The organism is Pontibacter aydingkolensis (assembly GCF_019443125.1).
Lineage (GTDB): Bacteria > Bacteroidota > Bacteroidia > Cytophagales > Hymenobacteraceae > Pontibacter > Pontibacter aydingkolensis.
The window spans coordinates 37,015-59,514 of record NZ_JAHYXK010000012.1 but is presented as its reverse complement, the minus strand read 5'-3'; the positions used below and the strand labels follow the sequence as shown (position 1 = coordinate 59,514).

Annotated in this window: 12 protein-coding genes; 4 read left to right on the top strand and 8 right to left on the bottom strand. The window is 44.2% G+C overall.

The genetic code is table 11. From position 1 onward, the window contains the following. Positions 1 to 141 precede the first annotated feature (141 nt). A complete protein-coding gene (locus K0O23_RS14165) occupies positions 142 to 558 on the top strand; it encodes a cupin domain-containing protein (protein WP_219878095.1) in 417 nt (138 codons plus the stop codon). Between the two features lie 126 nt (positions 559 to 684). Here K0O23_RS14165 and K0O23_RS14160 read toward each other — a convergent pair whose 3' ends face one another. The 5 genes from K0O23_RS14160 to K0O23_RS14140 form a co-directional block, all read right to left on the bottom strand. Next, positions 685 to 867, bottom strand: coding sequence for a hypothetical protein (locus K0O23_RS14160; RefSeq protein ID WP_219878094.1), 183 nt, complete (start codon positions 865 to 867; stop codon positions 685 to 687). Between the two features lie 24 nt (positions 868 to 891). Beyond that, a complete protein-coding gene (locus K0O23_RS14155; RefSeq protein WP_219878093.1) occupies positions 892 to 1,086 on the bottom strand; it encodes a hypothetical protein in 195 nt (64 codons plus the stop codon). Positions 1,087 to 1,137: 51 nt separating this feature from the next. Next, positions 1,138 to 2,577, bottom strand: a complete 1,440-nt coding sequence (locus tag K0O23_RS14150) for an SLC13 family permease (protein ID WP_219878092.1) — start codon at positions 2,575 to 2,577, stop codon at positions 1,138 to 1,140. 148 nt (positions 2,578 to 2,725) lie between these two features. Then, positions 2,726 to 3,250, bottom strand: coding sequence for a DinB family protein (locus tag K0O23_RS14145; RefSeq protein WP_219878091.1), 525 nt, complete (start codon positions 3,248 to 3,250; stop codon positions 2,726 to 2,728). A gap of 464 nt (positions 3,251 to 3,714) precedes the next feature. Then, positions 3,715 to 6,252 carry a M14 metallopeptidase family protein gene (locus tag K0O23_RS14140; RefSeq protein WP_219878090.1) on the bottom strand — a complete coding sequence of 846 codons (2,538 nt, stop codon included), beginning with the start codon at positions 6,250 to 6,252 and terminating at the stop codon, positions 3,715 to 3,717. 343 nt (positions 6,253 to 6,595) lie between these two features. On the opposite strand from K0O23_RS14140, the gene K0O23_RS14135 reads away from it, so the two are divergent. Beyond that, entirely contained in the window at positions 6,596 to 7,288 is a 693-nt protein-coding gene (locus tag K0O23_RS14135) for a TIGR02117 family protein (RefSeq protein WP_219878089.1), read from the top strand. Positions 7,289 to 7,296: 8 nt separating this feature from the next. Here the strand turns inward: K0O23_RS14135 and K0O23_RS14130 are convergent, their stop codons facing one another. Together K0O23_RS14130 and K0O23_RS14125 are read right to left on the bottom strand one after the other, a co-directional pair. After that, positions 7,297 to 8,256 carry a carboxypeptidase-like regulatory domain-containing protein gene (locus tag K0O23_RS14130; RefSeq protein ID WP_219878088.1) on the bottom strand — a complete coding sequence of 320 codons (960 nt, stop codon included), beginning with the start codon at positions 8,254 to 8,256 and terminating at the stop codon, positions 7,297 to 7,299. Between the two features lie 143 nt (positions 8,257 to 8,399). Next, positions 8,400 to 8,570 (bottom strand): hypothetical protein, encoded by a 171-nt coding sequence (locus K0O23_RS14125; RefSeq protein WP_219878087.1) that lies wholly within the window; start codon positions 8,568 to 8,570, stop codon positions 8,400 to 8,402. A gap of 161 nt (positions 8,571 to 8,731) precedes the next feature. On the opposite strand from K0O23_RS14125, the gene K0O23_RS14120 reads away from it, so the two are divergent. Beyond that, positions 8,732 to 10,621, top strand: a complete 1,890-nt coding sequence (locus K0O23_RS14120; RefSeq protein ID WP_219878086.1) for a CocE/NonD family hydrolase — start codon at positions 8,732 to 8,734, stop codon at positions 10,619 to 10,621. 81 nt (positions 10,622 to 10,702) lie between these two features. Here the strand turns inward: K0O23_RS14120 and K0O23_RS14115 are convergent, their stop codons facing one another. Then, positions 10,703 to 18,862, bottom strand: coding sequence for a PKD-like domain-containing protein (locus tag K0O23_RS14115; RefSeq protein WP_219878085.1), 8,160 nt, complete (start codon positions 18,860 to 18,862; stop codon positions 10,703 to 10,705). Between the two features lie 803 nt (positions 18,863 to 19,665). Between K0O23_RS14115 and K0O23_RS14110 the strand changes: the two genes are divergently transcribed. Further along, a complete protein-coding gene (locus K0O23_RS14110) occupies positions 19,666 to 22,248 on the top strand; it encodes a M14 metallopeptidase family protein (protein WP_219878084.1) in 2,583 nt (860 codons plus the stop codon). Positions 22,249 to 22,500: the final 252 nt, after the last annotated feature.

The window sequence follows — 22,500 nt, the reverse complement described above, 5'->3', positions numbered from 1 at the left end:
GTATGATACAATACCGCAGCATTAAAAGGCGTCTTATTTATACGTCCCCGTTACCAGCCTGGCAACTGACACCTGAGTTAACACTGGTTACACACAATTACTAATTAATTACTATTACCCAATTCCTAATTTAAAGCAACTATGAAAAAATTATTGAAAACCACCGCAACCTTTGCGTTCTCTTTATTGGCAGCAGTAGCCTGGGCAGGCGAGCCAGGCGAGGGCTGCGCGGCCAAAAGTCAAAGCTTCTCTCAATTGTTAGATAACCACAGCATGCGGCTCTGGGAAATTGAACTGAAACCAGGCCATTTTGCAGACGTGCATGGGCATCCTGGCCAGAAAGCATACGCTGCCACAGCAGGCACTTTGCAGGTAACTACCTCTGAAGGTAAAATTGAAGAAATTAAAGTTAGAGCCGGAGACCTGCTTTGGGCTGATGCGACAAAGTATAAAACTGAAAACAAAGGTTCAGAAGCCTTTAAAGCTATCGTGTATGAGGATAAAGAAGCTCAGATGCAGCAGGGGCAAAATATTTATTCTTTTTTTTCGCAAAAATAACAACCAATACCAAATCCTTGCCGTATAAAAAGATACCTTTGGCTAAAAGTTGAAAACCTGAAAGTCTTATTAATCTCCCAAGATAATATAGGCTTTCAGGTTTTTCCTTTTCTATACTTCCTTCATTCAGGCATCGTTTTTTTTACGCAGCAGGATAAACAAATAAATTGTACCGAATGCCAGGAAAACCACAAGCAGGAACACATCCAGCGAACTATAGTTTCCTTGTACTATTTTGTAAGCGTTAAGCGCTGCAAATACAAAGCAAATAATGGTCATTATAATGCGGTAAGGCCGGCGGTTTTGCATAAGTATGTAGTATTTGTTATAAGCTTAAGACGATGATTTACTATTGTTTTTTATGATCAGGTATATATAAAGCATGCCCAACGCCACAAAAATACCAACTGAGAACAGGTCCTGCCACGCATAGTTCCCCGGCCCCTGCAGCAATTCGTATAGTTTTAACCCTGCAAACCCAAAGCAGGCGATTGCCAGCATTTTCCTGACAGACGTGTTATTTCTCATAAGTGCAATTTAAACTTCCTAATATAAGGAATATTACTGATACACCTTAGGCTACAGCGCCATATACAGCAGTACCCAAAGCGTGATAAGTGTAGCACCCACCAGGTTAAGTATTAAGCCTGCACGAACCATAGTTGCAATGGGTACCTGTTTGCTGCCATACACAATAGCATTTGGCGGAGTGGCTACAGGCAGCATAAAGGCAAAACTACAGGCTATCACCACACCTAAAACCGGGTAAAGCAGCGGTACCTCTATTTCGTGCAACACACCTATGATTATGGGCACAAAGGTGATGGCAATAGCCGTGTTGGAGCTTACCTCAGTTAAAAAGAGCACCAGCAACACAAGTATAAAGATGAGCATGAGCTCCTGTTCCGGGTCTATAAACGTAGTAATGCCCCTGCCAATAATATCTGCCAGCCCAGACGACACGACTAATTGCCCTAATGCCATGCCACCTCCAAAAAGTAGAATGGTATCCCAGTCAATTTTAACAAGGTCTTCTGCGGTTATAGTGCCTTGCCCCTCGTTCTCCTGCCCTGGCGGAATAAGGAACAGTAGCAATGCTGCTAGCACTGCCACTGTGCTTTCGGCAAAGTAAGTACTCATAAACGTATAGGCTTCTTCAAAACCAAGCAGGTTCAGGAAGCCCGGAGAAAGCCAGAGTATAACGGCAAGGGTGAAAACGCCCATGGTTATCAACTCCCCTTTCTTCAGCTTTTCTTTTTTGCTTACCTCCTCCTGCACATAATTCTTTACCAACTGCCGGTCATAGGTGCTTTTGCTCAGGAAGTAGTACATATACAGCAGCATCAGGCCATACATGGTTAAGGAAAGAGGCAAAGCCATCAGCATCCACTGCAAAAAATCGATGCGTATACCCTCCTGTGCCAAGTAATTTACGCCAATAAGGTTGGGTGGCGAACCGATAATCGTACTGATACCACCAATAGAGGCACTGTAAGCAATCCCAAGCAGAAAGTATACAGATGCATTTTTACCATCGCCCTGGTGGCAGACCAGCTGTGTAACACCAAGTATAAGCGGCAACAGCATGGCAACCGTAACCGAATTGCTCACCCACATAGACAGCACAAACGACACAAGCGAGAAACCCAGAAACAACCGGAACAGGCTCTGCTGGAAAAATGGCTGCGAAAGTATAAACAGGGCTATGCGTTTGTCGAGGCCGTGGCGCGTCATGGAGCGGGCCAGTAGAAAGCTGCCAATAAAGAGAAGTATGATCGGATGCCCCAGGTTCTGGAAAGCAGTTTCTATTTTGGCCACTCCCACTATTACAGCCAGCAACACACCCAGAAAAGCCGTCATGGAGAGCGGGATTACCTCCGTCATCCAGAAGGTGAGGCAGAACACCATGATGGTAGCTACTATCCGGGCCTCGTAAGGCAAGGCTGATGCTAAAAACCAGACAAGTGTAGCCAGTATAGGCGCCAGCAGAAGGCCGGTGTTTCTTCGGGACAGGTGCATGCAGTAACAGATTTATACTTTGGATGATGCTTACCAGTTTAAAGATAAGACTTTATGCATAGCAACGTATACATATAGCCCTGTAAACAGAAAAGGCTGCAGCAAACCAATCCGGTTACAGCAGCCTTTTAAACTTGCCTTATACTTTTTAAGCCAGGTAGCGCTCACGCAGAATTCTGAGGTGGTGGATCTCGTGGCCAAGTATAGTATAGCCAAGGGCACGCACACTTAACTCCAGGCCGCTGGCTTTGCCTTTCTGGTTAAGGGCTTCCTCATCAAAGCTTTTAAATAACTCGATGGTAGCTGTTCTCACAGCTGTATATTCTGCCAGTATGGAGTTAATGTCGCGGCTGTCTGCTTTGGATGGAGCTACGTAAGCATTCTCATCAAAGCCGGGCAGTTCGGTTCTGTCCTGGCGGGCAAAACGCAGGGCGCGGTACGAGAAAATACGTTCGGTATCGAGCATGTGTACCAGCAACTCTTTAATACTCCATTTTCCTTCTGCGTAGCGGTGCAGCAACTGTTCCTCTGTAAGGCCCTGCATCAGGCCTGCAATATAAGAGTAGCTGGCTGTGAGGCCTTCTATTAGGTCGTCGGCTTTTGCCTCTTTTATATAGTTGCCAACATAGCCGCTGTACTCGTCGGTTGCTGGGTAAGTTATGATCGTAGCCATTTTATGCTTGGGTTAATATACCGCGAAGGTAATACATTTTAATAGCTAATACCCAATAATTGAAAGGCAAAGAAAAGAGTGACAATAGACAAAATAATTTATAACAAAAGACAAAAAGACGTTCTAAATACGGTATTATAAATCACATCTATACCTGTATACTCCACATCAGGCTATTGGTCCTTGTGTTCCTTGCATGGACCTTTGTGTCCTTTGCGGTAAAGCTTAAACGCTAAGAGCGCAAAGGCGGCGCTAAGAACGCGACGTTTATATTGGTATTAATTCCGAGAGTTGATGGCTTTGGAATACTATGCGTTAAGGTTCTCTACTTATACTTCAGGCTATTATTGCATACTTACTCCTAGCTAAAAGTTTGAAGCTACATCCTCCTTTTACTTAAAGCCAAAAGGGCCACAGCTGGAGTAGCTACGGCCCTTTTATACTTTATGGTTTATACTTTGCTATTACTGCCCTACCACGAAAACGGCATTGCCAAACATAAGCTTTCCGCTTTGCCAGAATCCTCTGAAAAGTGGGTTATCACCCATATATACTACCTGCCCGCGGCCCATATCCTGTGTGCCAAGTACGAGAGCGTCCTTTAGCTTCTCTTTTATACTTGCCCCTACAAAGCCTGTAGTATAGTTGTTCTTTTTAAGTACACCAACGTTCCAGCCACTATCCATAAACTGATAAAGGTCAGAGGTTCGAACCAGCGCAAAGTAGGTATCGCCGTAACCAAAGGCAAGCGGGTGAGTCTTATCCAGGTTTACTCTGAAAACGCTTCCCTGTACTTCTTCCTGTATGGCCTCACGCTCACGATCGCCGTAAGCTTTTAAATTAACATAAGGGTCTTCCTTCTTCTTATCCTTTTTGTCTTTGCTCTCTTCTTCGTCGGCGTCTTTCTTTTTCAGGTTAAAGTCTTTCTTGCCGGCTAGATAACCTGCAGCACTTTCCATAGCAATTAATTTACCGCCGCCACGCACCCAGGTCTTTACCTGCTCTAGTGTTTTCTCGTCCAGCACCTTAGTATAGTTGCCAGTCGGAAGTATAAGCACATCAAACTCGTGTAGCGGCACATTGCCAAAGTATGAGGTGTTAAGCACCGTAACAGGGTAGCCTATCTGCTGCTCAAAGTAATGCCATACTTCCCCAAACCCGTAAGGCGACACGCCTTCACCAGACATTACTGCGACTTTAGGCATTTTAAGGTAACGCACACTGCCAGAGCCGAAGTCAGCGCCGCTGCTTACAAAGCCAGTAGCAGTGGCTGCAAGCGTAGCGCCATACTTCGTAGCCAAGTCACGCACAGTAGCATCCAGTTTATCGCCCAAGCGTTCATTGCCCGTACGGGTAATAATTAAAGTGCCAGCTTCATACTTTTGCCCCTCTGTCTCAAAAGCCTTCTCAGCCATACGCACTTTCACGTTCTGCTTCATCAGTTCTGTCAGGAACCTCAGGTCATCCAGGCTGTTCCAGCGCGCCAGGTATGCGTAAGGTTTGGCTATACTTATACTTTGATCAGTTGCTGCAGCTGGTTTATTAGTTGTCATATCAACTTTACCCTTTACTGCATAAGCCTGCACACCATAGGCATAAGGCAATGCCCAGGAAGTAATGTCGTAAGTAACAGAATCCTCGAGGTTGGCATGTGGCTCAAACAGCACTTTAACTAGTGTAGACTTAGGTTGATACATGCTGATAACCAGATCGCTCTGCCCTAATTTTATACTTTCGTCTTTGCCGGTGCTATAGTTAAAGCCCTTTATTGATGCTGTTTTACCAGCGTAACCATACTGTATGCCCTGGTTATCCAGGTACTCTGTTAGTGCTTTGATATTTCCGGAGCCATTCTTTATCACAAACGCTTTATAGTCTCCGCCTGGCTTCTTCAGGTTATTGTCGTAGTATCTGGCAAACTCCTGTTTAAGCTGGTCTGCTTTTTCGGAAGTGGCTTTGATAGTGGCCTCGCTTGCCGCTACGTGGTGCGCAATTCTGTCTACTAATGTAAGCGTATCGCCATCCTGCTTCTTATAGGCCAGGCCTGCACGTCCAGATCCGCCCTGCTCGTAGGTCATGCCGATGGCACCGTTAAAGGTAGGCCAGGTATCGCCATAACTCGGGTAAAACAGGTCGAAGTTTTCGCGGGTAAAGTATAGCCAGTTGTTTTTGTCGAAGTATTGGCGGTTATAGTCGCCGATGGTATTCTGAAACTGGCGCTGCCACGGCGTTATACTTTCGTGGAACGGCTTGGCTGCCGGCGAGAAGTAGTAAGGCGACTCCGGCCCCATTTCGTGGAAATCGGCATGCACCTGTGGCAACCAGTTATTGTAGTGCTTCATCCGCTGCTTCGACTCGATCTGTGTTTGCCAGGCCCAGTCGCGGTTCAGGTCGAAATAGTAATGGTTTGGTCTACCGCCTGGCCATGGTTCCCAGTGCTCCCAGGCATAAGGCGATGCATTACCTCCCTGGTTAGACGCCTGCTTATACCACTGCACATAACGCTCACGGCCATCAGGATTCACACAAGGATCAAGTATAACCACACTGTTTTGCAACCACTGTTTTGCCTGAGCATTGTTCGGGTTTACCAGATCATAAAGTACCTGCATCACCGACTCCGAGCTCACTGACTCGTTGCCATGGATGTTGTAGCTAAGCCACACAATAGCTGGCTGATTGCCTTGTACCGCACCGTTCTGTATGCCGGCCTGGCGCAGGTTGTTTTCACGTATTTGCTCCAGCCTTGGCAGGTTCTCTTCAGAAGCAATGTAAGCCAGCAGTAAAGGCCGGCCTTCGTAGGTGCGGCCATACTCCTGCACTTTCATGCGGTTTGGCGCCTGTGCTGCCAGGTAGTTTACATAGTCTACTATGCGGGCATGGGTGGTAAATTGCTTGCCCAATTTATAGCCCAGGAACTGCTCCGGAGTCTGTATTGCCTGCTGTGCGAAAGCAAGCTGTACCTGTAGCAGTATAAAGGCTAAAGCGAATGCTCGCTTCATGTTTTGTATCATGTTGCTTATAATTGAATTTTAAAGATACAATCTGGAGATAAAAGTTGAATTTGGCAAGTATAGACATCTATATGACAGCAGCACCATGTATAGTTTAAAGCCCTTCAGGTATTCGTTTCTGCAGTTATTTTTGATATACATGCAGATAAAAAGAAAAAAACGCTTACTTTTGCAGCCGTAATCATCAAACCTGTGTTCGTACATTTATTAACGCAGGCTTTAGATGGCAGTTAAATTCAGAAACTAAATTAACTAAACTTACATTCAGACCCGGAGCTTTGTTCCGGGTTTTGTTTTTTATACTTATCCGGATTTGCACGTATGAACAAACATGCAGCAGGTTCTCAAAAAATTGTGGTGGCTACTACGTAAAACAGCCTCTATGCTGGCAGACTTTGCAGTGCTGTTTTTTGCGACAGGATTTATACTTAGCAGCTTTCCCCTTAACAGGAGCTTTGCCCAGGCCACCGAATCAGATTCAATTGAAATATTCGTTACCTCTAACGGAGTACATACCGACATCATTGTTCCTGTAGTTACACCATATATCGACTGGCGCACCAAAATTCCGCTATCTGATTTCGAGCGTGTAGACAGCAGTTATGCCTACCTGGGCTTTGGCTGGGGCGACAGGCGTTTTTACATGGAAACCCCGGAGTGGAGCGATCTCAAGCCTGGAGTAGTACTATCGTCGGCGCTTTGGCCAACACGAACCGCCATGCATGTAGAGTATATCCGGAACAAGCTAAAACCAAATAAACACCAGCGGCCTATACTTGTGAGCCCGGAACAGTACCAAAGCCTGATCAACTATATCGACGAGTCTTTCCAGAAGCAAAACGGCAGCTACAGGCACATTAGCGATTCCGGCTATTCCCACAACGACACCTTTTATGAGGCTAACGGAAAGTTCTACCTGTTCAAGAACTGTAACAATTGGGTAAACCAGGGCTTGAGAAAAATGGGTGTTAAAACCGCTATCTGGGCTCCTTTCCCCTACGCCATTATGCGGCACCTACGTTAGACATCATCTCAGTATAAAACAATTACATATAGGCCTATACTATTCACATTTGTCAATGTTGGGCGTACTATCGACCAGGGGTTTTTGTATAAAACTCTGGCATAAGTAACCTGGCCTTTGGGGTGTGTTGCAAAAGCCATGAGAGAACTCTTATTCAATATATTCGTCTGGCTTAACCACTCCACAGTTACAGCAAAATCATCTTTAAGCATAATATTATACTTATCCAGGTCAACTGTTACCCAGCCTGTATGGTGCGGCGGAACGCGTAAAATGATACGTTCAGGCAATATATCTTTGTCAGGTAGATTGTTTTTAAGTGAATAGATGCGCAGTCCGATAATAGATTTCACATTGCCAGATCCGGCTAAGCCAAAGCTAATGCTATTTAAATAAGCCGGATATTTCTTTAAGCTAAACTTATTGCCGATTTCACGACCTGATTTTTCTACCAGCGTGTCTAGCGGGTTAAACTTATGATGGAAACTGGTTCCCTTATCTAAATTGAAGCCAACTTTTCTTGCTCTCCACTTTTTAGATTTAGCTTTAATTTCCACTTCCCGAAGATCTTCATACTTTGGCTTTAAATAGATTTTAATCTGCTTCGTTCCTACCCATTCTTTGAGGAGGTCTTCAACCTCTACGACTTTAAAGATATACCCTAAACTCGTAATGCTAATTTTCTCATGTTGATGATCTGAAGTAATCTGCAGCTCAAACTCACCTTTACTACCGGTTTGCGTGCCCTTTTGGTTTTTTATAAGTGTAATATTAGCAAAACCAACAGGTAGTTTTGTTTCCTCATCCAGCACAACACCTTTTATTACTGTTGCCGAAGTTATTAGCTGCCTCTTGGTTGATTTATTTATCGGATTAAAAGAACCGCTATCGATTAAAATTACATCATAGTCTATGCTGGCTAACAGCCAAACCGACAAAATAAATTTATAGAAGAAGTTGAGCTGCATAAACCTGCTGAATAGTCTAATAACCAACTGTCTTAACGTAATATTATGAAGATCTAATATAAATCTTATTTACCTTCTTAGTTCAACACATTTAGTTCCTGCGGTAGTTGCCTGTATACTTTTACAATGAATATAGATAGGGTTTACTGCACTCTTTTATTTCTTCGGGAATTAACCACAGCCAACACGATAACCAGCACAATGGCTCCTAAGATGTAGTAGATGTTCTTCCTGATAAAATAACCGACATGATAGCCGGCATTGTAAGCAGTTTCGTTAGTGGCGGCTGCCTGAAGAAGTATAAGCTTAAGCATAAGGCACTGTGGTTTATGGTTGTTTAAATAGTCTGATTTAAAGTTTTATACTTACAAGCTATACTTTTAAAGAAATAAACACAGCCTGCAAACTACTATATTGCTAAATCTACATATATTAAACGCTTAACACCAAATCTTTAACACAAACAACTAACCACATGCAAACTTCTCCAAAGCTGCTACGCTTGTTCGTGCTGTTGCTGGGCATTTGCCTGAGCGCCCCGGTAAGTATAGCCCAAACGTTAAACCAGGACTCGCTCTACATCCGGCAGAACTACGAAAAGGCTGAGCACCAGATACCCATGCGCGATGGCAAAAAGCTATTTACGGTGGTATACTCACCTAAGGATAAAAGTAAAAAATACCCTATCCTGATGAACCGGACTCCTTATTCCGTAGGACCTTATGGAGAAGGGTATAAAACCAGCATCGGCCCAAGCAGCACTTTAATGCGCGACGGCTATATTTTTGTTTACCAGGATGTGCGCGGCACCTACATGTCGGAAGGGGAATTTGTGAACATGACCCCGCATGTTGCGATCAAGAAAGGCAAGAAGGATATCGACGAAAGCACTGATACCTATGATACAGTAGAATGGCTTACCAAAAAGCTGGATAATGATAATGGCCGCGTAGGCCAATGGGGTATTTCTTACCCGGGCTTTTATGCAGCGGCTGGCCTTATGAGTAACCACCCTGCGCTAAAAGCGGTATCGCCGCAGGCGCCTATCGCAGACTGGTTCTGGGACGATTTCCACCACAACGGAGCTACTTTTCTGCCACATGCTTTTAACTTTTTAGCCAGCTTTGGCTTGCCTCGCCCAGAGCCAACCACCAAACGCAACCCGCGCTTCGACCACGTCACACCCGATGGCTACGAGTTCTTTATGCGCATGGGTCCCTTAAAGAACGCTAACGATAAGTACTACAAAAACAATGTGGCTTTCTGGAACGACCTAGTAGAACACCCGAACTATGATAAATTCTGGCAGGACCGCAACATACTTCCGCATCTTAAAAACATCAAACACGCAGCTGTAATGACTGTTGGCGGCTGGTACGATGCAGAAGACCTTTATGGTCCGTTAAAAATTTACCAGACGCTGGAGAAGAACAACCCTAAAATGACAAACATGCTGGTTATGGGCCCCTGGATTCATGGTGGCTGGGCACGTACTGATGGCTCTAATCTGGGCAATGTATCATTCGGTAAGCCAACCACGCCATGGTACCAGCAGCAGGTAGAGGCAAAGTTCTTTAGCCATTACCTGAAAAGCGATGCCAAGACAGAAGTAAAGCTACCTGAGGCCATTATGTTTGAGGGCGGCACCAACACGTGGCGCGAGTTTGAAGTATGGCCACCAAAAGAGGCGCAGGAAAAAACTTTATACTTACACGCCAACGGCAAAATGAGCTTTACAGCACCAACAGCAGACCAGACAGCTTCTACAGAATTTATCAGCGACCCCAACAAGCCAGTTCCGTTTACAGAAGCAGTAGCCACCGGCATGACACGCGAATACATGACCGATGATCAGCGTTTTGCCAGTCGCCGACCTGATGTGCTCACCTTCCAGACAGACGTACTAACAGAGGACATTACCTTGGCAGGCAAGATACTAGCTCAGCTAAAAGTTGCCACCACCGGTACCGATGCTGACTGGGTTGTAAAACTTATCGATGTTTACCCGGACACTGCACGTGCTACCGCTCACCAGCCTAAAAAACCAATGGGGGGCTACCAGGCTATGGTGCGCAGCGAGGTTTTCCGTGGCCGTTTCCGTAACAGTTTCGAAAAGCCGGAGCCCTTTACGCCAAACCAGGTTACGCCGGTTAACGTGGAATTGCAGGATGTGCTTTATACTTTTAAGAAAGGGCACCGCATTATGGTACAGATCCAGAGCACCTGGTTCCCGCTGGTAGATAGAAACCCGCAGAAATACGTGGACAACATATTTAAAGCAAACGAGGAGGATTTTATCAAAGCCACTCATAAAGTGTATCACACCCCGCAGCAACCCACCAGCTTAAAGGTAAAAGTATTATAAGCCATACTTGCAAAAGTATAAAAGCAAAAGAGCCAGGTAAAATACCTGGCTCTTTCAGCTTTAAACCCTAATTAGCTTATTTTAATTTTTCAATAATTTAAAGTGATTCGTAACACTTCCTATTCTGGTCGTCACAAAGTATACCCCCTGCGGCAAGCTTGAGTCAAGTAGCAATTGCTCCACGTTGAGGCCTTTCTCCACCTGCACCGTCTTCTGGATCAATTGCTTGCCTATCGAGTTAGACAGGATAATCTCCATTGTTCCATCCTGCTCGGCCTCAATGCTCACCTCCACTTTATCTCTGAACGGGTTAGGATAAACCATTACTTTGTTACTCATGCTGCCAAACTCTACCGCTTTCGGTCCGAAGTACTCTACCTGTCCACTATGGTCCGTCTGCTTCAGTCTGTAGTAACGGGTGCCATACTTGCCATTCTCCTTGTCGATGTACTTGTAAACCTGCTTCTGGCTTGAGTTACCGTTCTTCGAATTCACAAAGTCCAGCTTCCTATACGTATGGCCGTCCTGCGACACCTGTACTTCAAAACCTGCGTTGTCGCGTTCCATCGCCGTTGCCCATTCCAGCAATACGTTGTAGTCCTGCTTCTGAGCAGTTAAGTAGATGATCTCTACTGGGAGTGGGGTGATGTTTGTGTTGTCTGCTGCCACGTCAGGTACGCATCTGCCACTTGGAGTTTTTATCACACACTTCACAAACAAATCTGCAGCCGGATTATCAATAATAATTGTATTTGTAGAGGTTATTCTGGCAGGAGTAGTCTGATCCTGCCCAATGTACCACTCGTAAGTAAGGCCTGCTTTATCTGCATGGTCAGACAGTGCTACTACCTCCCACTGGGTTTTATCGTTTATCCAGGTGATCTGGAGTTCAGCGGTTACAACAGGTACTGTTGTTTCAGTTATAGTTGCTGTTCCCACACTTGCTGTACTACAGCCGCTTCCGCTTAAGGCAGAAATGTTATATGTACCTGCCGGATGAGTTCCGAAACTGATAGTACCTCCGTTACCAGCTACTGTTGTTAGAGTAGTTGTACCTCGCAGTAAGGTATAATTTACACCCGACTCAGAGTTTTGGAGCGTAACTTCAGCACCGGATGCATTAAGCGGGCAATATTCACCTCCAACCACGGTTCTAACCAGTGGAAGCGGATTGACAGTAAGTGGTACAATAGCAGAGTTTATAACAGCAGTACATGCAGTGGTAGTGGTGTTGTTGCTTACCCTTACAAAGTACTTCCCACCATTTGATGCATCTACATTTGATATTGTTAATGTACTTGTAGTTGCACCGCCACTTGTTCCGCCAGTGATAGCAAACTGTCCACCATTTACAATTGGCGTTGTACTTCCCTCTTTGAACCAGGTAAACTGTAGATTAGTACCTGTTGCAGTTACTGTGTAGCTAGCGGTTCCACCAGCACAAACTGTTTGGCCTGCTGCGTTCAAATTAGCTGTGATGGTAGCAGGTTGGTCTATTTGCACTTTTACCACGTTAGAACTTGGTCTGCCAGCACATTTAGAGTTTACTCTATAATCATCAATAATTGAACTGAACCTCACGTAAACCTCATCTCCATTTACCAAATCTACACCAGGAACATTAACATTAAAGCTGTAGGAATTGCTTCCATTGTATGTCGCTGTTCCTATTACCAAGCCACCTCGTGTTCTGACTAAATCCATGCTCAAACCAGCAATGTTCCAATAAGGGAAGTTTGAGTTAAGAGTTGCAGTAAAAGTGATCGTACCTTCCTTACATATTGGATTTGCAGTTAATGTACTAGAGAATGTCTCCATTTCAGCACTGTACTTTCTGTCAGAAATTTGACTGGAGAGTGTCGGTATGCAACTATTGCTATTTTTTGATGTTACATAAACCCCATAGTAGTCCATGGATGACAAACCTGCGTCAGTTGATATATACTGGTCATTCTTTCTTTCATTTACCTCGTTTTTATGCCACTGGTAGTCAAATAATGCCGGATCAACTAGAGTACCACCGGTTACTTTTGGCTCAAAGTATCTGTAGGCCATTTTTTTGATTATCTCAGGAGTATTAGGTGGGAATGGATAACCTCCTTCAGATACAGGCTTATCGTTAGGTACAGGAAAGTTTCCACTACCTGATGGAACATATGTTACGGGGTTGGTATCATAGATTGGCCTGCCTTGGCTATCTACTAAGTATGGATATACAATACTTTGAACATCTCTGTAAACTTTAGCAGTATACGTAACATTATCACCCCTGCAGAAAGGGAAAGGAACTGCTGTAACCACAACGGTGTAAGTAGATCTTTTAACAGTAACGGTTTTGGTTACACTTGTTGAGCATCCGTTTATGGTAACTGTGTAAGTGATTGGTACAGTAGCAGTATTTACCCCTGAAGAAAGAGCATTACATGGTATAAACGTAGTGCCAGATACTCCCGGACCTGAGAAGGTTCCACCAGAAGTATAATTACCAGTAAGAGTTACGTTACCATCACCGGAATAGAATACCTGACCCTCGGTTACACCGGTAAAGCTAGGCGTTGGCTTAGGTTTAACAACCACCGATACATTCTGCGTATTAGAGCAGCCGTTTGCCGTGATTGTATATACATATACTACAGTTTTATCAGTTGTAGTAGAGTTTACAAGTGTCTCGCTTATGCCACCGCTTTGTGGCGTTGTTACGGCTGGATTGCTTATTCCTGAAACAAAAGCACGTGTCCAGGTATAAGATGCTCCCAAAGTTAAACTATTCGGAGTATAATTAAAGGCTGATTCACTACAAACTGCAGCTGGTGTTAGCGTGCTGCTTAGTGTTGGAGTTGGGTTAACCCTTACTACCACATCCTGAGTACTGGTACCACTACAGTTGTTAGCTGAAGTTGTAAAACGGTAAGTTACATTTATTGGGTTAGCAGTAGAGTTTGTCAGTGCTTCATTTACTTCTCCTGTGCCATTTGTACTTGCTCCATTATTGATGCCAGTGGCTGCTAAACGGGTCCAGGAAAAGCCAGCATTATCGGTCTCACTAGTTGGCTTATAGTTAAATGTAGTTCCACTACAAATTGCTGCAGGTGTTAACGTGCTGCTAAGTACAGGCCTAGGGTTTACAGTAACCACAAGATTCTGTGGATCTCCTGTGCAACCATTGGCTGAGGTAGTGTAAACATAAGTCACATCTATAGGTGCAGTCGTTGCGTTCACAAGCGTCTCATTAATGCCTCCTGTCTGCGCACTTGTAACAGCTGCGTTGCTTATACCTGGTACAGCTGCCCTTGTCCATCTAAATGTAAGAGTTCCAGGCGTAGCACTTGCAGGGGTGTAGGTGAAAGCAGTTCCGCTACAAACCGTGGCAGTCAAAGGACTGGAAAGTACAGGTCGAGGATTAATTGTAACCACGATGTTCTGAGGCGTTCCCGCACAGTCGTTGGCAGAAGGCGTAATCACATAGGTAACAGTGATTGGCGCAGTCGTTGTATTGGTAAGTGTTTCGCTTATAACTCCATCTCCGCTTGCAGCTGCGTTACCGCCGGCGGCAGCTCTTGTCCAGGTATAAGTTGTACCAGCTGTTGCGCTCGTTGGTGTATAGGTAAATGTAGCCTCGCTGCATGTATTAGCTGTGGCCGAGCTGCTCACGGTTGGTGTTGGGTTAACTTTAATAGTAAAACTCTGCTGTGGGCCCTGGCAATCAGCGGCTGTAGCTCTCACGTTTATTGTGGCGGTTACTGGCGCTGTACCCGTGTTCTCTGCTGTAAACGCTGGGATATTACCATCGCCACTAACACCAAACCCTATATCTCTTGAAGATGTCCAGGAATAAGTAGAACCAGATATAGAACTGCCAAAGTTAATTGCTGCACTTGAGGCTCCGTTACAATAAGTCAAATCCGATACTGCATTAACCGTAGGATTTGGCTTCGCAGTTAAAGTAACTTCATCAGTAGAAACGCACCCATTACTTGTAACAGTCATAGTCAATACCACTACTCCAGGACTGTTAACATATACTGTCGGTACAGTATTACCCGGAAAACCTATTGTGGCATTACCACTTTTTAAAGTCCAGTCAACAGTTCCAGTATTGTTACTTGCGTCAGGTCTAAAAATTGTTGTGCTTCCGGTAGAACATAATTCCAAATCAGGACCAGCGTTAGCAATTGGGTATGGATGCACAGTTAAAGTAACATCACGAGTCGCATCGTTACAGCTAGCTACGTTGCTGCTAGAAGTTAAACGCATCGTAACAGTACCTACACCAGCAACTGTAACATCTGTGCTAAGAGTATTCGGACTACTTATATTGCTTACAGAGGCACCTCCTGTTGCACCTACTACACTCCAGGAAGGGTTGCCGTTGGCTACTGCACCAGTTAAGCTAAATGATGTTATATTACCTTCCCCAACACATTTCGCGGCAGGGTTGGCAGATGCAGATGATACAACTGGTTGCGGATTAACCGTTACAGTGGTAGCAGTTGCTGTAGTTGCCACACAAGTTGTTGTGTTGTCTGTAACGCGCACAGTATAATTACCTGCGGTTGTCGCAGTGTATTGCTGATCAGTTGCGTTTGGTATCGCAGAAGCACCATTAAACCACTGGTAAGAGTTGTTGCCTACCGGAGCACTAAGTACCACAGAGCCTCCCGTACAAAAAGTAGTAGGTGTTGTAGTGGTAATAACTGCTGACGGAAGTGGGTTTACAGTCAATGTTATACTACTGCTAGCTGTATTACATGCTGCTGTAGTATTTGTAGTTCTCAACGTAACACCAGCAGTTCCAGTACCTGTAGCAGTAACAGTTGCAGTTGCTTTACCTGTAGCTGTGTTATAACTAGCATTACTAATTACAAAATTACCATTTGAGGAAATCCACTGTGCATTACCCCCTGAGAAATCACCCGCAATTGAGAAGGTAGTTGTATTTCCAGTTCCGATACACTTTGTCTCGCTTCCGCTTGTAACTAAAGCTGTAGGTTGAGAAAGAACTGTAACGCCAATATTATCAGAAGTTAATGAGCAATCTTCCAACTCATTTGTTATTACAACCTTATAATCTCCGGCAGCAGATACAGTTAAGTCTGCTTCAGTGCCTACAACAGATGTATTGTCTTTAAACCACTCATATGAGTAGGTTTGGCCGGCAGGTGCCTTGTTAGCACTTAACGTAACACTTCCTCCAGAGCAAAAAGTAGTTGAGCCATTTAAAGTAACAGTTGCACTAAATGGTTTCTCCACCACCACTACAGACAATGTTTGTGAGGTTTGCTCACAACCATTTTGGTTAGTAACTACCAAATAATAGTCACCAGATTCATCTGCTGTATAGTCTTTTCCATCAAAAATACTTCCAGTGGTTCCTACTTTGAACCAATTGTATGATGATACAGCTACATTAGAAGAAACATTTGCAACAAGGGTAACAGACTTATCATCACAGAACTTAAGCGGCCCTGTTGGGGTGATGGATATTGTAGGCAACGGATTTACAGTTACTGTGGCTGTTGCGCTCTGAGTACAGTTGTTGGCATTGGTATAGGTGTAGGTTACAGTGTAGTCGCCCGCAGCCAGGCCGTTGGCGCTGAATGTGGAGCCGCTCACCCCAGTGCCGCTCCAGGTGCCTCCGGCCGGAGAGCCTGTAAGGGCAACGGTGTTATTGCCGAAGCAGACAGACTTATTATCAGCTGTTACTGCCGGCAATGGATTTACGGTTACCGTTAAAGGCTCAGAGTCTGCGCTGGTGCACGAGTTTGCATCTGTTACCTTTACAGTAAAAGTACCCGAAGCACTTACGTCTATAGACTCTGTGGTAGCACCGTTGCTCCAGAGATATGACGTTCCTCCTTGTGCTGTTAGTCTAACAGAGCCGCCCTGGCAGAAGGTAATTGGGCCACTAGGATTTATGGTTGCAATAGGCAACGGATTTACAGTTACTGTGGCTGTTGCGCTCTGAGTACAGTTGTTGGCATTGGTATAGGTGTAGGTTACAGTGTAATCGCCCGCAGCCAGGCCGTTGGCGCTGAATGTGGAGCCGCTCACCCCAGTGCCGCTCCAGGTGCCTCCGGCCGGAGAGCCTGTAAGGGCAACGGTGTTATTGCCGAAGCAGACAGACTTATTATCAGCTGTTACTGCCGGCAATGGATTTACGGTTACCGTTAAAGGCTCAGAGTCTGCGCTGGTGCACGAGTTTGCATCTGTTACCTTTACAGTAAAAGTACCCGAAGCACTTACGTCTATAGACTCTGTGGTAGCACCGTTGCTCCAGAGATATGACGTTCCTCCTTGTGCTGTTAGTCTAACAGAGCCGCCCTGGCAGAAGGTGGTCGGGCTGCCGGCCTGTATTCTAGCTACTGGAAGTGGATTAACTGTAACAGTAGTAGGTTTAGAAGTTAAGCTAGTACAGCCATTGGCATCAGTTACTTGTACAGTATAGTTACCAGCAGTACTCACATCAATAGATTGAGTGGTTGCACCTGTATTCCATAACCATGACACACCGCCTTGTGCCGTAAGCGTCACGGAGCCTCCCTGGCAAAATGTTATTGGGCCTCCAGCCTGTATCGTTGCTACTGGCAACGAATTAACCTTTATCTCAACTGCATCTGATGTTCTCGGACAGCCGTTAATTCCTGTAATGGTAACACTATAAAAGCCGGCCTCTGTTACTTCTAGAGTAGGTTGGCTATTACCAACTGCCAAACCATCTTTTAACCAGGCATAGGTATAGCTTTCACCTGCTGGTTGCGGTGTTGCACTTAACACTTTACTGCTGCCAGCACATACCTCAGGAGTACCATCGTAGCTGATTGCTGCAATAGGAGTAGGCAAAACATCTACATCAAATGAAACCTGGCCACTAACGCCGCAGCTATTTTTAGCGCTAACTGTTATAGTAACGGTACCAGACATTGGTGCGGACGGCGCAAAGCGAACTATTGCAGGATTTGCTGTTGGTACTAATACACCAGCACCCGCGGATGTACTCCATGAGTATTCTGTATAACCTGATGGCGCAGTGTAAACTACGTCTTTGCCTGCACATACAATTCTTTCGCCATTAATAGTAGCATTGCTGAATAAAGGCTTAATGTTAAGCACCTGCACATTAGAAATATTGTTAGCAGGCGGAGCCGGATTAAGCACATCTATGTTTAAGTTGCCTGCCGTAACAAGATCTGATGCAGGAATAGTTACCCTCAGCTGTGTTTGGCTGTCATAAATTGTGCTTTTGTTAATACCGTTTACGCGCACACTAGAATTCTTTTCGAAGTTTGTCCCTGTTACTGTTAGCACAAAATCACCCGCACCTTCTGTGATGCAGGTTGTTGGCAAAGCACTAAGTGTTGGAACCTTACTGTTTAGGTTAAAAGCAGTACTTGTTGCAGCTGTAAGTGATCCACTAGTTGCAATCAAAGTATATCCTGTACCCGCAGCATCTATACTTAAATCAGAGAACGTTGCTATACCATTTATGGCAGCTACAGGGTTAGTTGCTGTTAGTGTTCCAGCAGAAGGATTAGTGCCTATTGCAAGTAAGATACTGTTATTAGCATTTCTCACAGTATTTCCTGCCCAATCTCTAACTGCAACAGCAACTGTGGAGAGTGTAGTATATGTAGTTGTCGAGGTAGGTTGTTGAGTAAACACTAAATCCCGAGCACTACCATATATCTGGGAAATATTAGCTACGGTTGTAGGAGATGGCAATCCTGCTACCGTTGTACCTGAAACAGATAATGTAACTGCCCGTGCTAGTAATTCAGTACCAGATACCGCCTGCAATGCCAAACCATCTATTACTAATCTATCTATTCGGTTCTCTCCACTAACTGTAATTGGGATTGATAATGTATTTGCAGAATATACTATTGAGCCTGTTGTGGAAACATTGGGTGTGGTACCCCCACCCTGATGTGTGATGGATACAGTAACTCCGGATTGCCTGAAAACCCAACCTTCAGGGGCATTCAATACCAGGGATCCACTCCCTAGTTTAAAATCTTTTTGGTCACTTTCCTGAATAATAACTGGCTGTAGTGTGGTAAAGTCAGCAGAAGGACCGCCCTGTGCTTTATCTGCAGAAACACTTAAGTTTTGAACTGTTATAGCAGCTACATCTGCCATAAGGTAAGCCGTAGAAAGTGTTACCAGCAGTAATGTAAAAATGGCAACTGAATAACGCTTGAGACTACTGCTCTTAGCAATCAATTGTGTAAAATACTTTTTCATAAACTAGGGATTAAAGGTTTGGGGCTAATAGATGGGTTAGTATCTTATATTAATACTATACTACATATAACAAAAGCAATATTATGCTTTACCAAAGGGCATAGAATGGCTAAGAATATGATTTTTAAGCATTTAAAAGCCTAAAACCATACTTTAAGAAGGCGTAAATTATCTTTAAACAATTTACAATAGAGTTATTTTAGCTAGAGTCTTAAGACAGACACAGTTTAAGCCACTTGACTAAATGCAATAAAATTGATTTTCAGTAAAAGTATATCATAAATGCAATATATTGTATATTACTAATATTAATTGAACCTTTCAAAGTTTATTTACATGTATTTATTGAAAATGTTACATATAATATAGAAAAAGACAAATACTATTGCATAGTATAAACAAGCACTTACATGGCTATTCATTAAAAAAGTACCCGAAATCACATTTTTAGCATTTTACGCACTCCAAAATTGCACTGAGGACACACTAAAAAAAATTATTTTATTGAGAGCAGCCTAAATAATAAAGACATACATTTTAATAAACCAGAAGTGGAGATGTGACTATACTAGATATTATATCATCTTGAATCGAGTGCGAAAAGAGTTCTCCAAATTAACCAAATACCATCTGCCAGATAAACTATAACCAGCTAAATACAAATGTTTACTCAGATAATATTAGTCATCTGATAAGGACAAACCATAATACTTAATTCCATACTTATTTCTTGGAAAAGCCTGTGTAAAACATCAAATTGCAGTTACAACTAAACAACTAAATCTAACCAATCTAATAACTTCATGAAAAACCTTAAAGCGTTTGCTGTTGCTGCCATGCTTGGCCTTAACCAACTGGCAACTGCCCAACAAACAGAGCTTTCATACTACCTGCCAAAGGAAGTACAGTACAACAAAAACGTACCTACACCTAAAGAGCTTCTTGGCTACAATGTAGGAGAATGGCATGTAAGCCACGATCAACTGGCCATGTATATGCGCCAGATGGCTGAAGCATCAGACAGGATGACTATTGTAGAGTATGGCCGCACCCACGAAAACCGTCCTTTATACTTGCTTACTGTAACCTCTCCTGAAAACCACAAGAATATAGAGACCATAAAAGCAAATCATAAAAAGCTGACAAACCCTACAGAATCTGGCAAACTTAATATAAAAGACATGCCTGCTGTAGTTTGGATGGGCTATAGCGTGCACGGCAACGAACCAAGCGGAAGCAATGCCTCTTTACTGGCAGTATACCACCTGGCAGCCGCACAAGGTCCGGAAATCGAAAAGTTACTCAAAGAAACCGTTATACTTATAGACCCGTCTATCAACCCAGACGGACTGAACCGCTTTGCAAGTTGGGTAAATTCTCATCGCAGCAAAAACCTGATCACAGACAGTAACAGTGCTGAGTTTGAGGAAGCCTGGCCACGCGGCAGAACAAACCATTACTGGTTCGACTTGAACCGCGACTGGCTACCGCTGCAGCACCCTGAGTCAAGAGGACGCCTGGCCAAGTTCCATGAGTGGAAGCCAAATGTACTGACAGACCACCACGAGATGGGCACGAACGCCACCTTCTTTTTCCAGCCAGGTATTCCCAGCCGCAACCACCCTTTATCTCCTGAGAATGGGTTTAAGCTGACACAAAAGATCGGAACTTACCATGCAAAGGCATTAGACAAGATTGGCTCCTTTTATTACACAGAAGAAAGCTACGACGACTTTTATTATGGCAAGGGCTCTACCTACCCGGATGTAAACGGTGCCGTGGGCATCTTGTTTGAACAAGCCAGTTCAAGAGGGCATGCACAGGAAAGCTCGAATGGCATACTTTCCTTCCCTTTCACTATCCGCAACCAGTTTACCACTACACTTTCTACCCTGGAAGCAGCACAGGCCATGCGCGAAGAATTGCTGGCGCACCAGCGCGACTTCTATAAAGAGTCGCTTAACGAATCAAAAAAAGCACCAGCGAAAGCTTATGTGTTTGGTTCTGAAAAAGACAAGGCTAAAGCTTATCACCTGGCCGAAATAATCAAGCAGCATCAGATAGAAGTATACAGACCAAAGGAGACTTTCAAGATAGAAAATATAACTTATACTCCGGAGAACGCCTACATCATACCAACAGAGCAGCCGCAGTATAAACTGATCGAAGGTATGTTCGAAAGACGCACTAAGTTTCAGGACAGCCTTTTCTACGACATTTCAGCCTGGACTTTCCCGCTGGCTTTCGACCTGGATCATACCGCACTTTCAGGCAAGAATTTTAAGAACAGCCAACTAGGCCAGAAGGTGAATGAGATCAGTTTACCAAAAGGTGAAGTAATTGGCGGGCAAAGCAATTATGCTTATGTATTTGAGTGGCACGGATATTATGCCCCACGAGCTCTGAACATGCTTATGGAGCGTGGCATTGCCACAAGAGTAGCTACTGATAAATTTACAACAGGCAACGGAAAGCAGTTCGACTATGGCTCTATACTTATACCTGTAACCGGACAATCGGTAAGTGCCGATGAGCTGCACAAGATACTGCAGGAAGTAGCTAGCCAGAACGCTATTCAGGTTCATGCTATGGGCACCGGCTTTACACCACAAGGTATAAAACTGGGCAGTCCGATGATGGCAACTTTGCAGCAGCCTAAAATTCTAATGCTGATTGGCGATGGCGTAAACAGCAACGATGTAGGTGAAGCATGGCACCTGCTGGATGAACGTTTTAACATGAAGCCAACCCTGGTAACCACTGATAGATTTAATCGTGTAGGCCTAAACAAGTATAATGTGATCGTAATGGCAGATGGCAACTACAACAACATCTCTAAAGACAAGATGCGCAGCTGGGTACAGCAAGGTGGCACTGTTGTAGGCATGGGAGATGCTGTAAGATGGCTGGCTGACAATGGGATCGGAAACATCACCATCAAAAAAAGTGAAAATGACACTACACCTCAAAAACCTTATGCCGACATGAGCAATACCTCTGGTGCGCAGGTAATCGGAGGCGCCATTTTCGAAACCACATTAGACCTGACACACCCATTAGCATACGGCTATACAGATGCGCAAATGCCTATTTTCAGGAGCAACACTTTATTTCTAGAGCGCTCCAAGAGCCCATATGCTAACCCGGTAATGTATACTGCTAACCCACTTATGGCAGGTTACATCTCCAAACCAAATTTGCAGAAGGTTAAAAACTCGGCTGCAGTAGATGTATCTAGCGTAGGATCTGGTAAAGTTATAGCTATGCCAGACAATCCTAACTTTCGCGCATTCTGGTATGGCACCAACAAGTTATTCCTAAACAGCATATTCTTCGGCCAGATTATTAGCGGCAGTTCCGCACGCACGGAAGATGCGCATAATTAACCTCTCAGAATTGACATTGCTTAAATTTAAGCCTGGGCAAAACGCCCAGGCTTTTTTTATGCACCTGAAATATTAAGATTCAAAGCACCTCTTCAACACACATCACATAATCCTCACCAAATAATTACACACTTACCAATACTCTAACTTAACCACCCGATTACTATAGTTTTTTAAACAAATAGGCATAATACAAATAAATATACACTATACACATGTTACTTTAAGCTGCAAATCATCCTGGCATATATT